The following is a 16,100-nucleotide window of genomic DNA, read 5'->3' as shown; positions in this document are numbered from 1 at the left end:
GAGGATGGGCCAAGCCAGTGGTCGGGACGATGGGGTAGGGGCGCGGCGGCGCGGGGCCTTCGCCCTCGACGCCGCCGCCCAGCGGGGCAAGGCCGCCGCCAAGGCGGCCTGGTGGACGGCCGCCGGAGGGCTGGCCAAGTTCATCACCCGCCCGACCGAGGGCAAGGCCGCGCCGCGCTTTTCCTCCGACGCGCCGCCGGTCTCGCAGGGGCGCCTGCGCCGGTCCTATCTGGCGGCTTTCGAGAAGGACGCCGCCGACGTCGCCGCCGGCCTCTATCCGCCGATGGAGGACGCGCCCACCCATCCGGCCGCCTCGATCCTCAAGGCCTGGGACTTCCTGGCCGACGCCCGCGAGGTCGACCTGCGCCGCCGGCGGGGCGATGGCGTCGAGGTGCGCGACGATCCGAAAAGCCAGGGCTATCCAGCCTATTACCGGCAGAACTTCCACTATCAGTCGGGCGGCTGGTTCACCGCCGCCAGCGCCCGCCGCTACGACGCCCAGGTCGAGGCGCTGTTCTCCGGCGCGGCCGGAGCGATGCGCCGGCGCGCCCTGTCGCTCCTGGCCCGGCACTGGCGGGGGCGCGACCAGCGCGACCTGCGCGCCGTCGACGTGGCCTGCGGCTCGGGCGCGTTCCTGCGCGATCTGGCGCAGGCCTTTCCGCGCGCGGCCCTGGCGGGCGTCGACCTGTCGCCGGCCTATCTGAACGAGGCCCGGTCGCGATCGGGGCGGGGCGTGGTGCAGGCCAACGCCGAACGCCTGCCGCTGGCCGACGGCAGCCTGGACGCGGCGACCTGCGTCTACCTGTTCCACGAACTGCCGCCGCGCGTGCGCCCCATCGTCGCCGCCGAGATCGCCCGGGTGCTGAGGCCCGGCGGCGTGCTGGCCTTCGCCGATTCCGTGCAGCCCAGCGACGAGCCGCAACTGGCCCGGATGCTGGAGGCGTTTCCGGCCTATTTTCACGAGCCGTTCTACGGCAGCTACGCGCAGACCGACCTGGTGGCGCTGTTCCAGACGGCGGGGCTGCGGGTGATCGGGTGCGACAAGGCGTTCCTGACCAAGGCGCTGCTGCTCGCCAAATGACCCCTCTCCCCTTGTGGGAGAGGGTGGCCTCGCGGCGCGAGGTCGGGTGAGGGGTCTCTCAGAACTGTCCGCGCGACCCCTCATCCGTCGGCTTCGCCGACACCTTCTCCCGCAAGGGGAGAAGGATCATTGTTGCTGACTCACCACCGCGAAACCCGCCCCCTGCGGGTCGGTCGCCATGTAGATCCAGCTGCCGCCGGGCACCTGGTGGACGTCCATCATCGTCGTGGCGCCGGCGGCCACGGCGCGGTCGCGGGCGGCCGAGGCGCTGTCGACCTGGGCGTAATAGTTCCAGAACGACACCGGCATGTCGGGCAGCCGGGTCATCATGCCGCCGATGTCGGGGCCGCCGGCCTCGTAGGCGAACAGCTGGTAGGTTCCCATCGGACCCATGTCGATGGCCTGGGTCTTCACCCAGCCGAACAGCTTGGAATAGAAGGAAAACGCTCCTTCCAGGTCGCCGGCCATCAGCTCGCGCCAGCCGAACGTGCCGGGCGCGCCGTCGGCCGGTTGCGGCGGGATCTCGTCCTGGGGAAACGGCTTGAACAGAGTGAAGACCGCGCCGTACGGGTCGGCGACGACCGAGAACCGCCCGACGCCGGGGATGTCGTCGGCGGGCATGAACACCGAACCGCCGGCCTCGACCACCTTGCCGACATAGGCGTCGACGTCGTCGACGAAGATGTAGCCGATCCAGCCGGGACGGGCGCCGTCCGGACAGCCGCCCTCGGGCGTGAACACGCCGCCGACCCCGGCCGCGCCAACGTTGAGGATCATGTACTTGGTCGGGCCGGGCATGCCGGAATCCGTCGGGGTCCAGCCCACGACCTTGGCGTAGAAGGCGCACGCGGCGTCCACGTCGGTGGTCATCAGTTCGTACCAGCCAAACCGCCCGTTGGTGTCGGACATCGCTCTCTCCCTATATTTCCGGCCCGGCTCGGGCCGCTTTCGACGCAAGGACGAACGGCGCCGACCCGTCCCGACAGGCGGCGCGTGATTTCTAGCCTGGCATGGTCTCGAAGAGCTCCAGGCCTTCCGGAAGCACCACCCAGGCCGGCTTGTCGCGCAGGAACAGGGCCATGGTCGGCGCGAACAGCGAGGCGTCGTCCAGAGAGCCGGCATAGATCGTGTGGCTGTCGTCGACCCCGACCTCGCCGCCGAAGACGAGGCCGCCGCAGACGGGGCAGGCGTTGCGCAGGGCCTCTCCGCCGCGGAAGGCCGGCGAGCGCACCTTCAGCGTCTCGCCGGTGATCGTCACCGCCGAGGCGGGAAAGCCCATGAACGGCACGAAGCCCGAGCCGGACGCCCTGCGGCAGTCGGAGCAGCAGCAATAACCCTGGTACAGGGGGCGGCCCGTCGCGCTCCAGCGCACCGCGCCGCACAGGCATCTGCCGGAGTAACGCTGTTCTCTCGTCATGGGCGGCATTGATGGGCCTTCCTGTGACAGGCGCAAGCGCGGAGGGGTCTTGTGCATCATTCAACTTTCAACGCCGTCATCCCGGCCGAAGCGAAGCGGAGAGCCGGGACCCAGGGGACTGGGCGCAGCGCTTGCACGAACCGCCAAAGCGACGGCCGGCGCAGTACGGCGGCCCCTGGGTCCCGGATAAGCGCTGCGCGCTTTCCGGGATGACGGTCGGTGAGAAGCTAGAACAAACTCAACTGATCCCCCGCCTTGGGCGGGACGCGGAACTGGGAGGTGTCGAGGCGGGGCAGAGGCCTGTCGAGTTCGAAGCGCTTGAGGGCGGCGTGGAAGCGCTGGTTCAGCACCTCGGCCACAGGGCCCTCGCCGGTCATGCGCTTGCCGAACTCGCTGTCATAGGCCGCGCCGCCGCGCATCTGGCGCACCAGCGACATCACCCGCTTGGCGCGGTCGGGGTGGTCCGAGGCCAGCCATTGCTCGAACAGGCCGTGGATCTCCATCGGCAGGCGGATGGCGACGTAGCCGGCCGCCACCGCCCCGGCCTCCTTGGCCCGCTCCAGCACCGCCTCCATCTCGTGGTCGTTCAGCGACGGGATCGCCGGGGCGAACATGACGATGGTCGGAACGCCGGCCTCGGCAAGCTGCCGCACAGCGTCCAGCCGGCGTTCGGGCGTGGCGGCCCTTGGCTCCATGCTGCGGGCCAGCTTGCGGTCCAGCGTGGTGATCGACACCGCGGCCCTGGCCAGGCCCGCGCGCCCCATCTCGCCCAGGATGTCGAGATCGCGGGTGATCAGGGCCGATTTGGTGATGATCGAGAACGGGTGGCGAAAACGGCTGAGCGTCTCCAGCACCCCGCGCGTGACGCGTAGGGAGCGCTCCTGCGGCTGGTAGGGATCGGTGTCGCCGCCGATGTGCACGCTGCCGACCTTGTAGGTCGGCTTGGAAAGTTCGCGGTCGAGCAGCTTGCCGGCCTCGGGCTTGAAGAACAGCTTGCTCTCGAAATCGAGCCCGGGCGAGAGGCCGAGATAGGCGTGSGYCGGSCGGGCGWAGCAGTAGATGCAGCCGTGCTCGCAGCCGCGATAGGGATTGATCGAGCGGTCGAAGCCGACGTCGGGGCTCTTGTTGCGGGCGATGACGGTCTTGGACTTCATGGCCAGCACGCTGGTGGTCAGCACCCTGGCGGCGTTGTCGTCTTCGGTCCAGCCGTCGTCGAAGGGCTGGGAGGTCAGGCTCTCGTAGCGGCCGGTCTCGTTGCTGCGCGCGCCGCGTCCGCGCAGGGCGGCGGTCCCTTGCTTGTAGGCGGTGTCGGTGAACGAGCGGCGGGTCTCCATGCGGGCATCCTACGCCCGCATGCGGAACATAACAAGAACGATGCTTGACGATCGGTCCGGCGAGGCTTCAAAGGCCTGTTCATGATTTCGGTGATCCTTCCCGCCGTCGCGCCCGTGCATGCGCTCGCCCAGCTCCTGGCCCAGCTGGTGCCGGCGGCCGTCGACGGCCTAGTCAAGGAGGTGGTGATCGCGGGCGCTTCCGAGCCGGGTCTGGAGGCCCTGATCGAGGACAGCGGTGCGCGGTTCGTGGCGGCCTCGGGCGAGCGGGGCGCATTGCTGGCGGCGGGTGCGTCGGTGGCGCGGGGCGACTGGATCCTGGCGCTGGATCCGGCGAGCGGCCTGCCGGAGGCCTGGCGCGGCCCGGTCGAGGCGCATCTGGCCGGCGGAGCCGGCGCGGCGGCGCTGCTGGTTCCGGCGGGCGGCTTCCTGGTGCGGCTGACGGCGGCGCCGGTGGGGCTGCTCGTGCGGCGGCTGGACTATGCGGCGGGCGCGGCTTTTGCCGGGAGCGCGCCGGAGAAGGCGTTGGCGGGGCGGCTGAGGGCGCGGCGGGTTTCTCTCTAATCCCTCTCCCCTTGCGGGAGAGGGTGGCCTCCGGAGGAGGTCGGGTGAGGGGTCTCTCAGAAGCTTGCGGAGAGGTCTTTCGACCCCTCATCCGTCGGCTATTGCCGACACCTTCTCCCGCAAGGGGAGAAGGGACGTTGCGGCGTCCCTGTAACCCGCGTTATCGAAAGCCATGTCGCTCGCCTACGCCTCCGCCGCCGCATCCGTGAAGTGGGTCGGCTGGCTGCGGCGCCGGATCCGCTCCAGCGAGCTTTGGCTGATCGCGGTGGCGACCCTGATCGGGGTGGCGGCCGGAACCTTCGCGGTCGTGCAGGCCCAGGTGGCGCACGGCCTGCAGATGCTGCTGTTCGAGATCGACATCAACGAGCGGCTCAGCGCTCAGACCCGCGTCGCGCCCTGGCGGCTGCTGGCCATTCCGGCCGGCGGGCTGCTGCTGGGCGGGATCACCTGGGCCTGGATGAAGTATCGCCCGCGCCCGGCCGTCGACCCCGTCGAGGCCAACGCTCTGCACGGCGGGCGGCTGTCGATGAAGGACAGCGCCTTCATCTGCGGCCAGACCATGCTGTCGAACGGAGTGGGGGCCTCGGTCGGGCTGGAGGCGGCCTACGCCCAGGCCGGGGCGGCCGCCGCCTCGTTCGCCGGCCAGCGGCTGAACCTGCGTCGGGCCGACATGCGCACCCTGGTGGGCGCCGGCGCCGGCGCGGCCATCGCCGCGGCCTTCGGCGCGCCGCTGACGGGCGCCTTCTACGCCTTCGAGATCGTCATCGGGGCCTACACGGTCGCCAACCTCGCCCCCGTGGCCGCCGCCGCCCTGGCCGCCGTGCTGGTGGCCGGCAAGCTGGGCGCGATCCCGTACCTGCTGAAGACCGACACCCAGGCGGTGCAGTCGTGGACCGACTACGGCCTCTACGCCCTGGTGGGGCTGGCCTGCGCGGCGCTGGGCATCGCCCTGATGCGCCTGGTGGCCAACGCCGAACGGCTGGTGACCCGCTCGCCGATCCCGCGCTGGCTGCGGCCGGCGATCGGCGGCGTGGGGCTGGCCGCGCTGGCGCTGATCACGCCCCAGACCCTGTCGGCCGGCCATGGGGCGCTGCACCTGAACCTGACCGCCGAGCTGCCGCTGAAGCTGCTTTTGATGCTGCTGGCCATGAAGGCCCTGGCCTCGGTGATCTCGCTGAGCTTCGGTTTCCGGGGCGGCCTGTTCTTCGCCTCGCTGTTCCTGGGCGCGCTGCTGGGTCAGGTGTTCTCGGCGATATCGCTGCTGATCCCCTGGTCGCCCACCCTGGATCCGACGGTGGCGGCGCTGGTCGGCATGGCCGCGCTGGGCGTGGCCGTGGTCGGCGGGCCCTTCACCATGTCGTTCCTGGTTCTGGAGGCGACAGGCGACTTCACGGTGGCGGCCGCGGCCCTGGTGGCCTCGATGATCGCCAGCGCCATGGTGCGCGAGACCTTCGGCTATTCGTTCTCGACCTGGCGGCTGCACCTGCGCGGCGAGACCATCCGCAGCGCCCACGACGTGTCGTGGATGCGGCCGTTGAGCGCCGGCCGGATGATGCGCAAGGACGTGCAGACCGTGCCGGCCGAGACCACCCTGGCCGAGTTTCGCCGTCGCTTCCCGCTGGGCTCGACCAAGCGGGTGATCATGCTGGACGCGGCGGGGCTCTATGCCGGGGTGATCCCGACGGCGAAGGCCTATGCCGAGGGCGGCGATGGAGAGAAGCCGGTCGCGGGCCTGGCCATCAACGCCGAGGCGGCGCTGAAGCCCGAGCAGTCGATCAAGGACGTCATGCGCGCCTTCGATCGCAGCGAGACCGACGAACTGGCGGTGATCGACGACAAGCGCAACGTTCTGGGCGTGCTGTCGGAGGCCTACGCCACGCGCCGCTACGCCGAGGAACTGGAGAAGGCGCGGCGGGAACTGACGGGCGAGGCGGGGTGATATTCCCTCTCCCCCTTGCGGGAGAGGGTGGCCTCGCGGAGCGAGGTCGGGTGAGGGGTCTCTCAGAACTATGCGGAGAGGCCTTTCGACCCCTCATCCGTCAGCTTCGCTGACACCTTCTCCCGCAAGGGGAGAAGGGAGCTTTTACATATCCAGCCTGAAGTCGATCACCTTGGCGCCGCTGGCCACGGCGTCGAGGGTCTTGGTCTCGGCGCCCAGCAGGCGGCGGTAGGTCCAGTACGAGGCCATGACCTTTTCGACGTAGTTGCGGGTCTCGAGCGCCGGCAGGCTCTCGATCAGCAGCAGGCTGTCGCAGTCGGCGCCCAGCTGCTGCTGCACCTTCAAGAGGGTGCCCGGTCCGCCGTTGTAGGCGGCCACCGCGCGCAGCAGGTCGGGGCTCTGCAGCCCGCGGTCCATGAGCCAGGTGAAGTAGTCCTGGCCGACCCGCAGGTTGAAGGCCGGGTCGAACAGCGGGGTGTTGTCGGCCAGCAGCTTGTCGTCGCCGGCGGCGCGGGCGGCCGCGACGGGCATCAGCTGCATCAGGCCCACGGCGCCGGCGCCGGAGACGGCCATCGGGTCGAAGCGGCTTTCCTGGCGCACCAGGGCGTAGACCAGGGCCTTGTTGATCGTGAAGCCGCCCTTGGGCTCAAGCTCGGGCAGGGGATAGTCCTCGCCGCCGATCTTCTTGACCGGACGGCCGGCGTTGAACGGGGCGCGGGCGTTGAGCGCCAGGGTCAGGGCGCTCCAGTCGGCGCGGGCCTTGTCGTCGGCGGCCAGGGACAAGCCCGCCCGCAGCTCGGCGCCGGCCTCGTTCCAGCGGCCCAGCTGCGCCAGCGAGGCGGCGCGGCGGGCGCGGATGTCGCCGGCCAGCAGCTTGTTCAGCGACGCCGGATCGGGGCCGCTGTAGGACACGCGGGTGATCAGGGCGGCGATCGGATCGTCCGGATCGTTGGCGACGGCCAGGCCGGCCATCGACAGCTGGCGGGCGGCGATCATGCCGTAGAAGGTCTGCGGCGCCTGGGCGGCCTGGTTCAGCAGCACGCGCACGCCGTCGTTGTCGCCGGCCATGCCGGCCGAACGGGCGGCCCAGAAGGCGCCGGCGGCGCGCAGCCAGTCGTCCTGGCTCTGGTCGTGGGCGACCTGCTCGAAATAGGCGCGGGCGTCGGCGTAGGATTCCAGGCGGAACGAGGCCAGGCCCGCGATCCAGCGCTCGCCCGAGGCCTTGGCCAGCTTCAGCGCGCCCTTCACGTCGCCGGAATAGTAGGCTTCGCGGGCGGCGCGGCCCTTGTCGGCGGGACCTGCGGCGCGGCCGCCCTGGGCGACGTCGACGAACAGTTCGGGAGCCTTGGGCGCGGACGTGCGGGCCGGCTTGCGCTTCATGGCCAGGGCGTAGACGCGGTCGGCGCCGGCTTCGTCGCCGTAGAGCTTCAGCCAGCCGGTCAGGTCGTCATAGCTGGCGGTGTAGGCCGTCGGGTGCATCAGCCGCACCAGCGACAGCTTGCCGATCAGGCTGCGGTTGCGGGTGTTGGCGAAGGCGGCCTCGGCGGCGTCGAAGTCGCCGCGCTCGGCGGCGCCGAAGGCGGCCTGATAGAAGCGCAGGTCGCTGTCCGACAGCGGTTCCAGCCCCGCGGCCCTTGCCGCGGGCGCGGCGAGGTTAAGGCAAAGCGCGAGGGCCGAGACAACGGCCAGAGGGCGAGCGAAAAGCTGCAAATCGTATCCGCGCAAGCCTTTGAAAAGGCGGCGCGCGTCCCCGTTCCGACTGGTCAGCGGCTTGTTTAATGGGGCCGTTCGGGTCGATCAAGCCTTTCGGCCAGCATCAAGAGGTCCTGCCAGGCCTTCTTCTTGGCCGCCGGCTGGCGTAGCAGGAACGCCGGATGCAGGCTGGGCAAGGCCGGAACCTCGATCGCGCCGTCCTCGGAGCGCCATTCGAACCAGCGGCCGCGAAGCGAAAGAATGCCTTCTTCGCGCTTCAACATGCTCTTTGCGGAGGCGCCGCCGACCAGAAGGATCAGCTTGGGTTTAACCAGCGCGATCGCTCGCTCGACGAACGGCGCGCAGACGGCCTGCTCCTGGGGCGTGGGCGTGCGGTTGCCCGGCGGACGCCAGAAGACGGTGTTGGTGATGAAGGCCCGCTCTTGCAGGCCGGCGGCCTTGAGCATGCGGTCCAGAAGCTGGCCGGCGCGGCCGACGAAGGGTTGGCCGCGGGCGTCTTCCTCCGCGCCGGGGCCTTCGCCGACGACCATGACCGGTGCATCGCCCGGGCCGCGCGAGAACACGGCCTGCTTGGCGCCCTGCGTCTTCAGCGGGCAGCCGTCGAAGGCGGCGATAGCGGCGGCCAGGCTTTCGAGGTCGTTGCAGGCGGCGGCCAGTTCCCGGGCCTGGGCGGCGGCCGCGCCGATGTCGATCCCGCCGAAGGCGCCGGGGCGGGGCGGGGGAGCGGCGACCACCACCGGCTGCGGCTGGCTGCGGGCTCGCAGCAGGGCCGCGCCCTCGGCCAGGCGGTCGATCGGCTCGTCAGCGTAGCAGGCCTCGACGCCCGCATCGGCCCAGAAGGCCAGCAGGCTTTCGACGGCGCGCGGATCGACGGCGAGGCTCATGGAGTTTCTCTAGCGAGTATAATGGGCTGCGTCACCGATATGTCCGCGCTGCGGTGCAACAAAAACTATCCGGTTTTCCTTGACCGCCGTGGCGTCACGTTCGGATAAAGTCCGACTCAAACAGGAAGAAGGCAGGCTCCGCGCAGAGCCTGGGGCGGGAGAAGCCATGAGCGAAGTCCTCGAACGCGAGTCGATGGAATACGACGTCGTCATCGTCGGGGGCGGCCCGGCGGGTCTGTCGGCGGCCATCCGTCTCAAGCAGATGGCCGAGAAGGCCGGAACCGAAGTCAGCGTGGCCCTGGTGGAAAAGGGCTCGGAGGTCGGCGCGCACATCCTGTCGGGCGCGGTCATCGATCCCAAGGCGCTGAACGAGCTGATCCCCGACTGGAAGGAAAAGGGCGCGCCGCTCGAGACCCCGGTCACCAAGGACAAGTTCCTGATCCTGGGCCCGCAGGGCGAGGCCAGCCTGCCGATGTTCGCCCTGCCGCCGTTCATGCACAATCACGGCTGCTACATCGCCTCGCTGGGCAATGTCACCCGCTGGCTGGCCGCCCAGGCCGAAGAGCTGGGCGTCGAGATCTATCCGGGCTTCGCCGCCTCCGACATGGTGTGGCGCGAGGACGGCTCGCTGAAGGGCGTCGTGGTCGGCGTCGTCGGCATCGCCAAGGACGGCCATGAGAAGCCCGACTACCAGCCCGGCATGGAGCTGCACGGCAAGTACGTGTTCATCGCCGAGGGCGTGCGCGGCTCGCTGGCCAAGCAGCTGATCGCCAAGTTCGAGCTGGACGCCGGCAAGTCGCCGCAGAAGTACGGCATCGGCATCAAGGAGCTGTGGCAGATCCCGGCCGACAAGCACCAGCCGGGCCTGGCCCAGCACACCACCGGCTGGCCGCTGGACAACGCCACCGGCGGCGGCAGCTTCATGTACCACTTCGGGGACAACTACGTGTCCATCGGCTACGTGGTTCACCTGAACTACCAGAACCCCTGGCTGTCGCCGTTCGACGAGTTCCAGCGCTTCAAGCAGCACCCCTCGGTCAAGCCCTACCTGGAAGGCGGCAAGCGCATCGCCTACGGCGCGCGGGCCATCACCGAGGGCGGCTACCAGTCGATCCCGAAGCTGTCGTTCCCGGGCGGCGTGCTGATCGGCTGCTCGGCCGGGTTCGTGAACGTGCCGCGCATCAAGGGCAGCCACAACGCCATGAAGACCGGCATGCTGGCCGCCGAAGAGGCCTTCAAGGCCATCGCCGCCGGCCGCGAGGGCGACGCCCTGGTCGAGTACGAAGCCGCCTTCGAGAAGTCGTGGGTGGCCAAGGAGCTGAAGATCGTCCGCAACGCCAAGCCGCTGCTGGGCAAGCTGGGCACCTTCCTGGGCGGCGCGGCGGGCATGTTCGACATGTGGTGCACGCACCTCTTGGGCGGCTTCTCGTTCTTCGGCACGCTGAAGCACGAAAAGACCGACGCGGCCTCGACGGGCCTGGCCAAGGACTACAAGCCGATCGTCTATCCCAAGCCCGACGGCGTGATCAGCTTCGACAAGCTGTCGAGCGTGTTCCTGTCGGCCACCAACCACGAGGAAGACCAGCCGGCGCACCTGAAGCTGAAGGACCCGAGCGTTCCGATCGACGTCAACCTGCCCAAGTACGGCGAACCGGCGCGCCTCTACTGCCCGGCCGGCGTCTACGAGGTGCTGTACGACGAGCAGGGCGCCAACCCGAAGTTCCAGATCAACGCCCAGAACTGCGTTCACTGCAAAACCTGCGACATCAAGGATCCGTCGCAGAACATCGTCTGGACGACGCCCGAAGGCGGCGGCGGCCCGAACTATCCGAACATGTGATTTGAGAACCTCCCCCTCCTGGGGGAGGCGGCCAAAGGCCGGTGGGGGGACGTTTTCAGCTTCCGGTGGCCTTGGCCTGTTTGCTGGAGACACCCCCACCGATCGCTTCGCGATCACCTCCCCCACAGGGGGAGGTTCCTTTGCGGCGACTTGTGCCTCCACGCTTGCCCGAAACCCTGAAACCTAAGAGGGTGGCGGGATGATGCGTCTTCGAGTCCTCCTGTCCCTGGCGTCCACCGCCGTGCTGGCCGCCTGCGCCACGTCCGAGCCTGCGCTGCGCGGGTCGCAGGAGGGGTGGAGCAGCGCACCCTGGAACGGCCGCTCGGCCTATGGCCAGTTCCTGGCCGGCCAGGCGGCGCTGGAGGACGGCCGCAGCGATCAGGCCGCCGCCTATTTCCAGGCCGCCCGCAATCTGGGCGAGGACCCGGGCCTGCTGGGCGAGCGGGCCTTCACCGCCTCTCTGCTGGCCGGCGAGGTGTCGCGCGCGGCCGAGCTTGCGCCGCGAGGCGAGGGCGGTACCGAAGGCGTGCGGCGCCTGGGCATGCTGACCATGGCCGTCGACGCCCTGGCGCGCGGCAAGGCCAAGGACGCGCAAGGCCTGCTGGCCGATCCGGCCCTGGGTTTCCCCCACCGCCCGGCCGTGGCCCTGCTGACGCCGTGGGTGGCCCAGGCCGCCGGCGATGCGACGGCCGCCCAGACCCTGCCCGAGCTGCGCAACGACCGGCTCGTACAGTATTTCGGCCAGCTCGGCCGCGCCGAGATCCTGGAGCGGGCCGGCAAGCACGCCGAGGCCGAGGCCGACTACAAGGCGCTGATGGAGGTGGCGACCGTCCGGCCGATGTTCGCCATCGACTACGGCGCGTTCCTCGAACGCCGCAAGCGCCGCGACGAGGCCGTGGCGCTTTATGATTCCATCCTGGCCCAGGCCCCCAACGATATCGCGCTGCTGGACGCGCGCGCCCGCGCCGTGGCCCGCAAGACCCCGCCGGCGCTGGTCACCGGCCGCCAGGGCGCGGCCAACGCCCTGGTCGCCTGCGCCGCGGTGTTCACCAGCGAGCGCCAGAGCCAGTTCGCCCTGGCCTATCTGCGTCTGGCCCTGCACCTGGATCCCAAGCGCGAGGACGCCCTGCTGATGGTCGGCGACCTGCTCGACCAGGGCGGCGACGTCGACGGCGCCCGCGCGGCCTACGCCAAGATCCCGACCGGCTCGGCCCGCTACGCCTCGGCTCAGGGCAAGATCGCCTGGACGCTGCAGAACGCCGGCGACAAGGACAAGGCCATCGCTGTGGCCGAAGCCGCCGCCAAGGCGCCTGACGCCGGCCGCTCGGCCCAGCTGGTCTATGCCGACCTGCTGCGGGCCAACGACCGCTGGGCCGAGGCCGTGGCCGTGATCGACCCGCTGGTCGAGGCCGAGAAGGACCAGCCCGACTGGCGCCTGCTCTACATGCGCGGCGTGTCGCTGGAACGCGCCGGCCGCTGGCCCGACGCCGAGCGCGACCTGGAGAAGGCCCTGGAGCTCAATCCGAACGAGCCCGAACTGCTGAACTACCTCGGCTATTCGTGGATCGACCGCAACGAGCGCCTGCCCGAAGCGCTTTCGATGGTGCAGAGGGCCGTGAAGGCCAATCCGCAGTCGGGTGCCATGCTCGACTCGCTGGGCTGGGCCTATCACCGCCTGGGCGACGACAAGGCCGCGGTCGAGCTGCTGGAACAGGCGATCGAGATCGAGCCGGGCGATCCGGACATCAACGACCACCTGGGCGACGTCTACTGGCGCCTGGGCCGCAAGACCGAGGCCCAGTTCCAGTGGCGGCGGGTGCTGAGCCTGGAGCCCACCGACGAGCAGAAGGCGGCGGCCGAGGCCAAGCTGAAGGACGGCCTGGGCTCGAAGGGGCCGGCCAAGGCTCCGGCCGTGGCCAACGGCGCCAACGCGCTGTAGGTCTTACGGCGCAAGCCCAAGCTTCTCGGATTTCGTCGATGCGCCGTTCCGCCTTCGCCCCGGCCAAGGTCAACCTGTTCCTGCACGTCGGCGGTCCGGACGCCGAGGGCTATCACCCGCTGTCGAGCCTGATGGTGTTCGCCGACGTCGGCGACACCGTCTCGATCCAGCCGGCCGACGCGCCTAGCTTCGAGGCCACCGGCCGCTTCGGTCGCGACATTCCCGTCGACGACGGCAACCTTGTCGTGCGCGCGGCCAAGGGCCTGCACGCGGCCGTCGGCGGGCCGGCGCCGCCGGTGCGGCTTCTGCTCGACAAGGCGCTGCCGATCGCGGCCGGCCTGGGCGGCGGCTCCAGCGACGCCGGCGCGGCCCTGCGCCTGCTGCGCGAGGCGCTGGGCTACGATCTGTCGGACGCCGAACTGGAGGCCGTGGCGGGCGCGCTGGGCGCCGACGGCGTGCCGTGCCTGTGGGGCGCGCCGGTGCTGGCGCAGGGCAGGGGAGAGCGGCTGTCGCCGGCGCCCGTGCTGCCCGGCCTGCACGCGGTGCTGGTCAATCCGCTGGTCCCGTCGCCGACCGGCGCGGTCTATCGCGCCTACGACGCCGCCGTCGATCCGCGGGGCGAGGCGCCGCCGCCTGCGCCCGACGCCTTCGAGAGCGTCGAGGAGGTCTGCGCCTGGCTGTCGGCGGTCACCCGCAACGACCTGGAGGCGCCGGCCGTGGCTCTGGAGCCGCGTATCGGCGAGGTGCTGGACCTGCTGGCCGGCGAGCCCGAGACGCTGCTGGCGCGGATGTCGGGCTCGGGCGCGACGTGTTTCGCGCTCTGTGCGAGCGACATCGAGGCCGAGGGCCTGGCCGAGCGCGTCGAGACGATGCGGTCCGACTGGTGGGTGAAGCGGTGCCGGTTGGGCGGTCCGTTCTCGGAGTAGTTTCGAACTTTGATCGTCATCCCGGGCGGAGAGCCGCGGAGCGGTTCGCAGACCCGGGACCCAGGGGCCACTGCAGTGCGCCTGCCCCTGGGTCCCGGCTCTCCGCTACGCTGCGGCCGGGATGACGAGGGATTTGGGATTTGTAGCCCTGGCGAGGCAGGCACGGTTGCGCTTAGTCTTTGGGGCTCGCGCCAAGGAGCATCATATGGACCGTCGCCTGTTCCTCGCCGCCGCGGCTGCGGCCGCCGCCGCCGCCGCCGCCACTTCGGCGCACGCCCAGGAAGCGGCTTCCGCGGCTCAGCCCGCCGCGCCGCCCCAGCCCGTGGCCAAGCCGCCGACCCGGGTCGCCGTCGAGACGCCGCTGGGCAGGATCGTCATCGAGCTGCACACCAAGCAAGCGCCGATCACCACGGCCAACTTCCTGCGCTATGTCGACCAGAAGCGCTATGACGGCGCGACCTTCTTCCGGGCCTCGCGGGCGCCCGGCGCGCCGGAGTACGGCCTGATCCAGGGCGGGGTGCAGGGCGATCCCAAGCGCGTGCTGCCGCCCATCGCCCACGAGCCGACGACCAAGACCGGGCTCAAGCACGTCTCCGGCACGGTTTCGATCGCCCGCAACGCGCCGGGCACGGCCACCTCGGACTTCTTCATCCTGATCGGCGACGCGCCGGGCCTGGACGCCGATCCTGCCGCCTCGGGCGACAATCAGGGCTTCGCCGCCTTCGGCACGGTCGTGGAGGGCATGGACGTGGCCCAGAAGATCCTGGCCCTGCCCACGCCGGGCAAGGCGATCAATCCGGTGATGAAGGGCCAGATCATCGACCCGCCGCTGAAGATCATCTCGGCCAGGCGGGTTCCGTAGCGGGGAGTGAAAACCTCATTCTTCGACAAGCTCAGGAAGAGGTTTTCAGGTCAGGCGCGGCATTGAATTGATCCTCATCCTGAGCCTGTCGAAGGACGAGGATCACTCACAGACCCGGCAAAGAAAAAGGGCGCGGAGGCCGAAGCTTCCGCGCCCTTCTTTTGGACCGCCTTCAGCGGAGCCCGAAGGCTCAGCTGTGGTAGGCGCGTTCCCCGTGTTCGGAGATGTCCAGGCCTTCTTCTTCGGCGTCCGGCGAGGCGCGCAGGCCGATCACCAGCTTGATGATGAAGAAGACGATGGCCGAGGCGATGGCCGACCACACGACGGTCAGGCCGACGCCCTTCAGTTGGGCGACCACCTGGGTGACCAGGTCGTAGGCGGCCGTGTCGCAGGTCGAGATGTCGCCGTCCTTGGCGCAGGACATGTAGTCGACGACGCCGGCGCCGCCCCAGGCGGGGTTGACCACCAGGCCGGTGCCGATGGCGCCGACGATGCCGCCGATGCCGTGGATGCCGAAGGCGTCCAGGCTGTCGTCGTACTTCAGGGCGTTCTTCACGGCCGAGCAGAAGATGATGCAGATCGGCGAGACGACGAGGCCCAGGATGATCGCGCCCATCGGGCCGGCGAAGCCGGCGGCCGGGGTGATGGCCACCAGGCCAGCCACGATGCCCGAAGCCAGGCCCAGGGCCGACGGCTTCTTGCGCGTGATCCACTCGACGATGATCCACGACAGACCAGCGGCGGCGGTGGCGGCGAAGGTGTTGACCATGGCCAGCGAGGCGTAGGCGTTCGACTCGAGGTTCGAGCCGGCGTTGAAGCCGAACCAGCCCACCCACAGCAGGCCAGCGCCCACCAGGGTCAGGGTCAGCGAGTGCGGGGGCATCGGCTCCTTGCCGTAGCCTTGGCGCTTGCCGAGGATCAGGGCGCCGACCAGGGCGGCGATACCGGCGTTGATGTGGACCACGGTGCCGCCGGCGAAGTCGAGGGCGCCGAAGCTCCAGATCTTGCCAGCCTTGACCACGCCTTCAGGATCGAGGGCGATGGCGTTCGGGCCCGGCCACCACCAGACCATGTGGGCCATCGGGTAGTACGAGAGCAGCGGCCACAGGACGGCGAAGGCGACGATGGCCGAGAACTTCATGCGTTCGACCAGCGAGCCGACCACCAGAGCCGCGGTGATGGCGGCGAAGGTCGACTGGAAGGCGATGAAGGTCAGTTCCGGGATCACGATGCCGGTCGAGAAGGTGGCCACCGTGGTTGACGGCGTCACGTCCTTCAGGAACAGACGGCCCAGACCGCCGACATAGCTGTCCCAGGCGCCGCCGTCGGTGAAGGCGAAGCTGTAGCCCCACAGGAACCAGGCGACGAAGCCGATCAGGGCGACGGTCGAGACCTGCATCATGACCGACAGCATGTTCTTGGAGCGGACCAGGCCGCCGTAGAACAGGGCCAGGCCCGGCAGGATCATCAGGAGCACGAGCAGCGCCGAGGTCAGCATCCAGGCGTTGTCGCCCTTGTCCTGCTTGTCGACGATGGTCGGAGCGGCGGCCGGGGCCGGAGCAGCGGCGGGAGCGGCTGCGGCGGGCGCCGGCGCGGCCTCGGCG

General features: G+C 70.1%; 13 protein-coding genes and 1 pseudogene. 7 read left to right on the top strand and 7 right to left on the bottom strand.

The annotated features are described in order from the left end of the window. Positions 1–4: 4 nt before the first annotated feature. A complete protein-coding gene (locus AC1DCG_RS17070; RefSeq protein WP_477029174.1) occupies positions 5–1,081 on the top strand; it encodes a class I SAM-dependent methyltransferase in 1,077 nt (358 codons plus the stop codon). A gap of 126 nt (positions 1,082–1,207) precedes the next feature. Here the strand turns inward: AC1DCG_RS17070 and AC1DCG_RS17065 are convergent, their stop codons facing one another. The 3 genes from AC1DCG_RS17065 to AC1DCG_RS17055 form a co-directional block, all read right to left on the bottom strand. Continuing rightward, a complete protein-coding gene (locus AC1DCG_RS17065; RefSeq protein ID WP_477036788.1) occupies positions 1,208–1,990 on the bottom strand; it encodes a VOC family protein in 783 nt (260 codons plus the stop codon). A gap of 91 nt (positions 1,991–2,081) precedes the next feature. Next, positions 2,082–2,498, bottom strand: a complete 417-nt coding sequence (locus AC1DCG_RS17060; RefSeq protein ID WP_477029172.1) for a GFA family protein — start codon at positions 2,496–2,498, stop codon at positions 2,082–2,084. Positions 2,499–2,725: 227 nt separating this feature from the next. After that, positions 2,726–3,832, bottom strand: a complete 1,107-nt coding sequence (locus tag AC1DCG_RS17055) for a PA0069 family radical SAM protein (protein ID WP_477041576.1) — start codon at positions 3,830–3,832, stop codon at positions 2,726–2,728. Positions 3,833–3,913: 81 nt separating this feature from the next. Here AC1DCG_RS17055 and AC1DCG_RS17050 point away from each other — a divergent pair, with 81 nt between their 5' ends. Both AC1DCG_RS17050 and AC1DCG_RS17045 read left to right on the top strand, forming a co-directional pair. Continuing rightward, the gene (locus AC1DCG_RS17050) at positions 3,914–4,393 is read left to right on the top strand and encodes a glycosyltransferase family protein (RefSeq protein WP_477029170.1); all 480 of its coding nucleotides are present in this window, start codon (positions 3,914–3,916) and stop codon (positions 4,391–4,393) included. Between the two features lie 172 nt (positions 4,394–4,565). Continuing rightward, the gene (locus AC1DCG_RS17045; RefSeq protein ID WP_477029169.1) at positions 4,566–6,332 is read left to right on the top strand and encodes a chloride channel protein; all 1,767 of its coding nucleotides are present in this window, start codon (positions 4,566–4,568) and stop codon (positions 6,330–6,332) included. 144 nt (positions 6,333–6,476) lie between these two features. Here the strand turns inward: AC1DCG_RS17045 and AC1DCG_RS17040 are convergent, their stop codons facing one another. Next, complete coding sequence (locus AC1DCG_RS17040) at positions 6,477–8,042, bottom strand: lytic transglycosylase domain-containing protein (protein WP_477036786.1); 1,566 nt, start codon at positions 8,040–8,042, stop codon at positions 6,477–6,479. A gap of 65 nt (positions 8,043–8,107) precedes the next feature. Continuing rightward, a complete protein-coding gene (locus tag AC1DCG_RS17035; RefSeq protein WP_477036785.1) occupies positions 8,108–8,929 on the bottom strand; it encodes a uracil-DNA glycosylase in 822 nt (273 codons plus the stop codon). A gap of 166 nt (positions 8,930–9,095) precedes the next feature. On the opposite strand from AC1DCG_RS17035, the gene AC1DCG_RS17030 reads away from it, so the two are divergent. The 3 genes from AC1DCG_RS17030 to AC1DCG_RS17020 all read left to right on the top strand — a co-directional run bounded on the left by AC1DCG_RS17030 (position 9,096) and on the right by AC1DCG_RS17020 (position 13,634). Then, complete coding sequence (locus tag AC1DCG_RS17030; RefSeq protein ID WP_477036784.1) at positions 9,096–10,769, top strand: electron transfer flavoprotein-ubiquinone oxidoreductase; 1,674 nt, start codon at positions 9,096–9,098, stop codon at positions 10,767–10,769. 202 nt (positions 10,770–10,971) lie between these two features. Then, complete coding sequence (locus AC1DCG_RS17025; RefSeq protein WP_477029165.1) at positions 10,972–12,708, top strand: tetratricopeptide repeat protein; 1,737 nt, start codon at positions 10,972–10,974, stop codon at positions 12,706–12,708. 38 nt (positions 12,709–12,746) lie between these two features. After that, on the top strand, positions 12,747–13,634 hold the full coding sequence (locus AC1DCG_RS17020; RefSeq protein ID WP_477029164.1) for a 4-(cytidine 5'-diphospho)-2-C-methyl-D-erythritol kinase: 888 nt from the start codon (positions 12,747–12,749) through the stop codon (positions 13,632–13,634). Positions 13,635–13,650: 16 nt separating this feature from the next. Here the strand turns inward: AC1DCG_RS17020 and AC1DCG_RS17015 are convergent. Further along, positions 13,651–13,758, bottom strand: a pseudogene (locus AC1DCG_RS17015) (hypothetical protein); the annotation flags it as partial. Between the two features lie 81 nt (positions 13,759–13,839). Here AC1DCG_RS17015 and AC1DCG_RS17010 point away from each other — a divergent pair. Continuing rightward, positions 13,840–14,496: a peptidylprolyl isomerase gene (locus AC1DCG_RS17010; protein ID WP_477029163.1), complete on the top strand. Its 657-nt coding sequence runs from the start codon at positions 13,840–13,842 to the stop codon at positions 14,494–14,496. 190 nt (positions 14,497–14,686) lie between these two features. On the opposite strand, the gene AC1DCG_RS17005 is transcribed toward AC1DCG_RS17010, so the two are convergent. After that, positions 14,687–16,100, bottom strand: a 1,414-nt coding sequence (locus AC1DCG_RS17005; protein WP_477041575.1) for an ammonium transporter, incomplete at its 5' end; no start/stop codon positions are given.

Source organism: Caulobacter sp. 10L414 (genome assembly GCF_056395525.1).
This window is presented reverse-complemented; position numbering and strand designations above follow the sequence as displayed.

Coding starts and splice junctions, on each gene's coding strand:
- AC1DCG_RS17070 (WP_477029174.1), top strand. CDS start 5: ATGGGCCAAGCCAGTGGTCGGGACGATGGGGTAGGGGCGCGGCGGCGC.
- AC1DCG_RS17065 (WP_477036788.1), bottom strand. CDS start 1,990: ATGTCCGACACCAACGGGCGGTTTGGCTGGTACGAACTGATGACCACC.
- AC1DCG_RS17060 (WP_477029172.1), bottom strand. CDS start 2,498: ATGACGAGAGAACAGCGTTACTCCGGCAGATGCCTGTGCGGCGCGGTG.
- AC1DCG_RS17050 (WP_477029170.1), top strand. CDS start 3,914: ATGATTTCGGTGATCCTTCCCGCCGTCGCGCCCGTGCATGCGCTCGCC.
- AC1DCG_RS17045 (WP_477029169.1), top strand. CDS start 4,566: ATGTCGCTCGCCTACGCCTCCGCCGCCGCATCCGTGAAGTGGGTCGGC.
- AC1DCG_RS17035 (WP_477036785.1), bottom strand. CDS start 8,929: ATGAGCCTCGCCGTCGATCCGCGCGCCGTCGAAAGCCTGCTGGCCTTC.
- AC1DCG_RS17030 (WP_477036784.1), top strand. CDS start 9,096: ATGAGCGAAGTCCTCGAACGCGAGTCGATGGAATACGACGTCGTCATC.
- AC1DCG_RS17025 (WP_477029165.1), top strand. CDS start 10,972: ATGCGTCTTCGAGTCCTCCTGTCCCTGGCGTCCACCGCCGTGCTGGCC.
- AC1DCG_RS17020 (WP_477029164.1), top strand. CDS start 12,747: ATGCGCCGTTCCGCCTTCGCCCCGGCCAAGGTCAACCTGTTCCTGCAC.
- AC1DCG_RS17010 (WP_477029163.1), top strand. CDS start 13,840: ATGGACCGTCGCCTGTTCCTCGCCGCCGCGGCTGCGGCCGCCGCCGCC.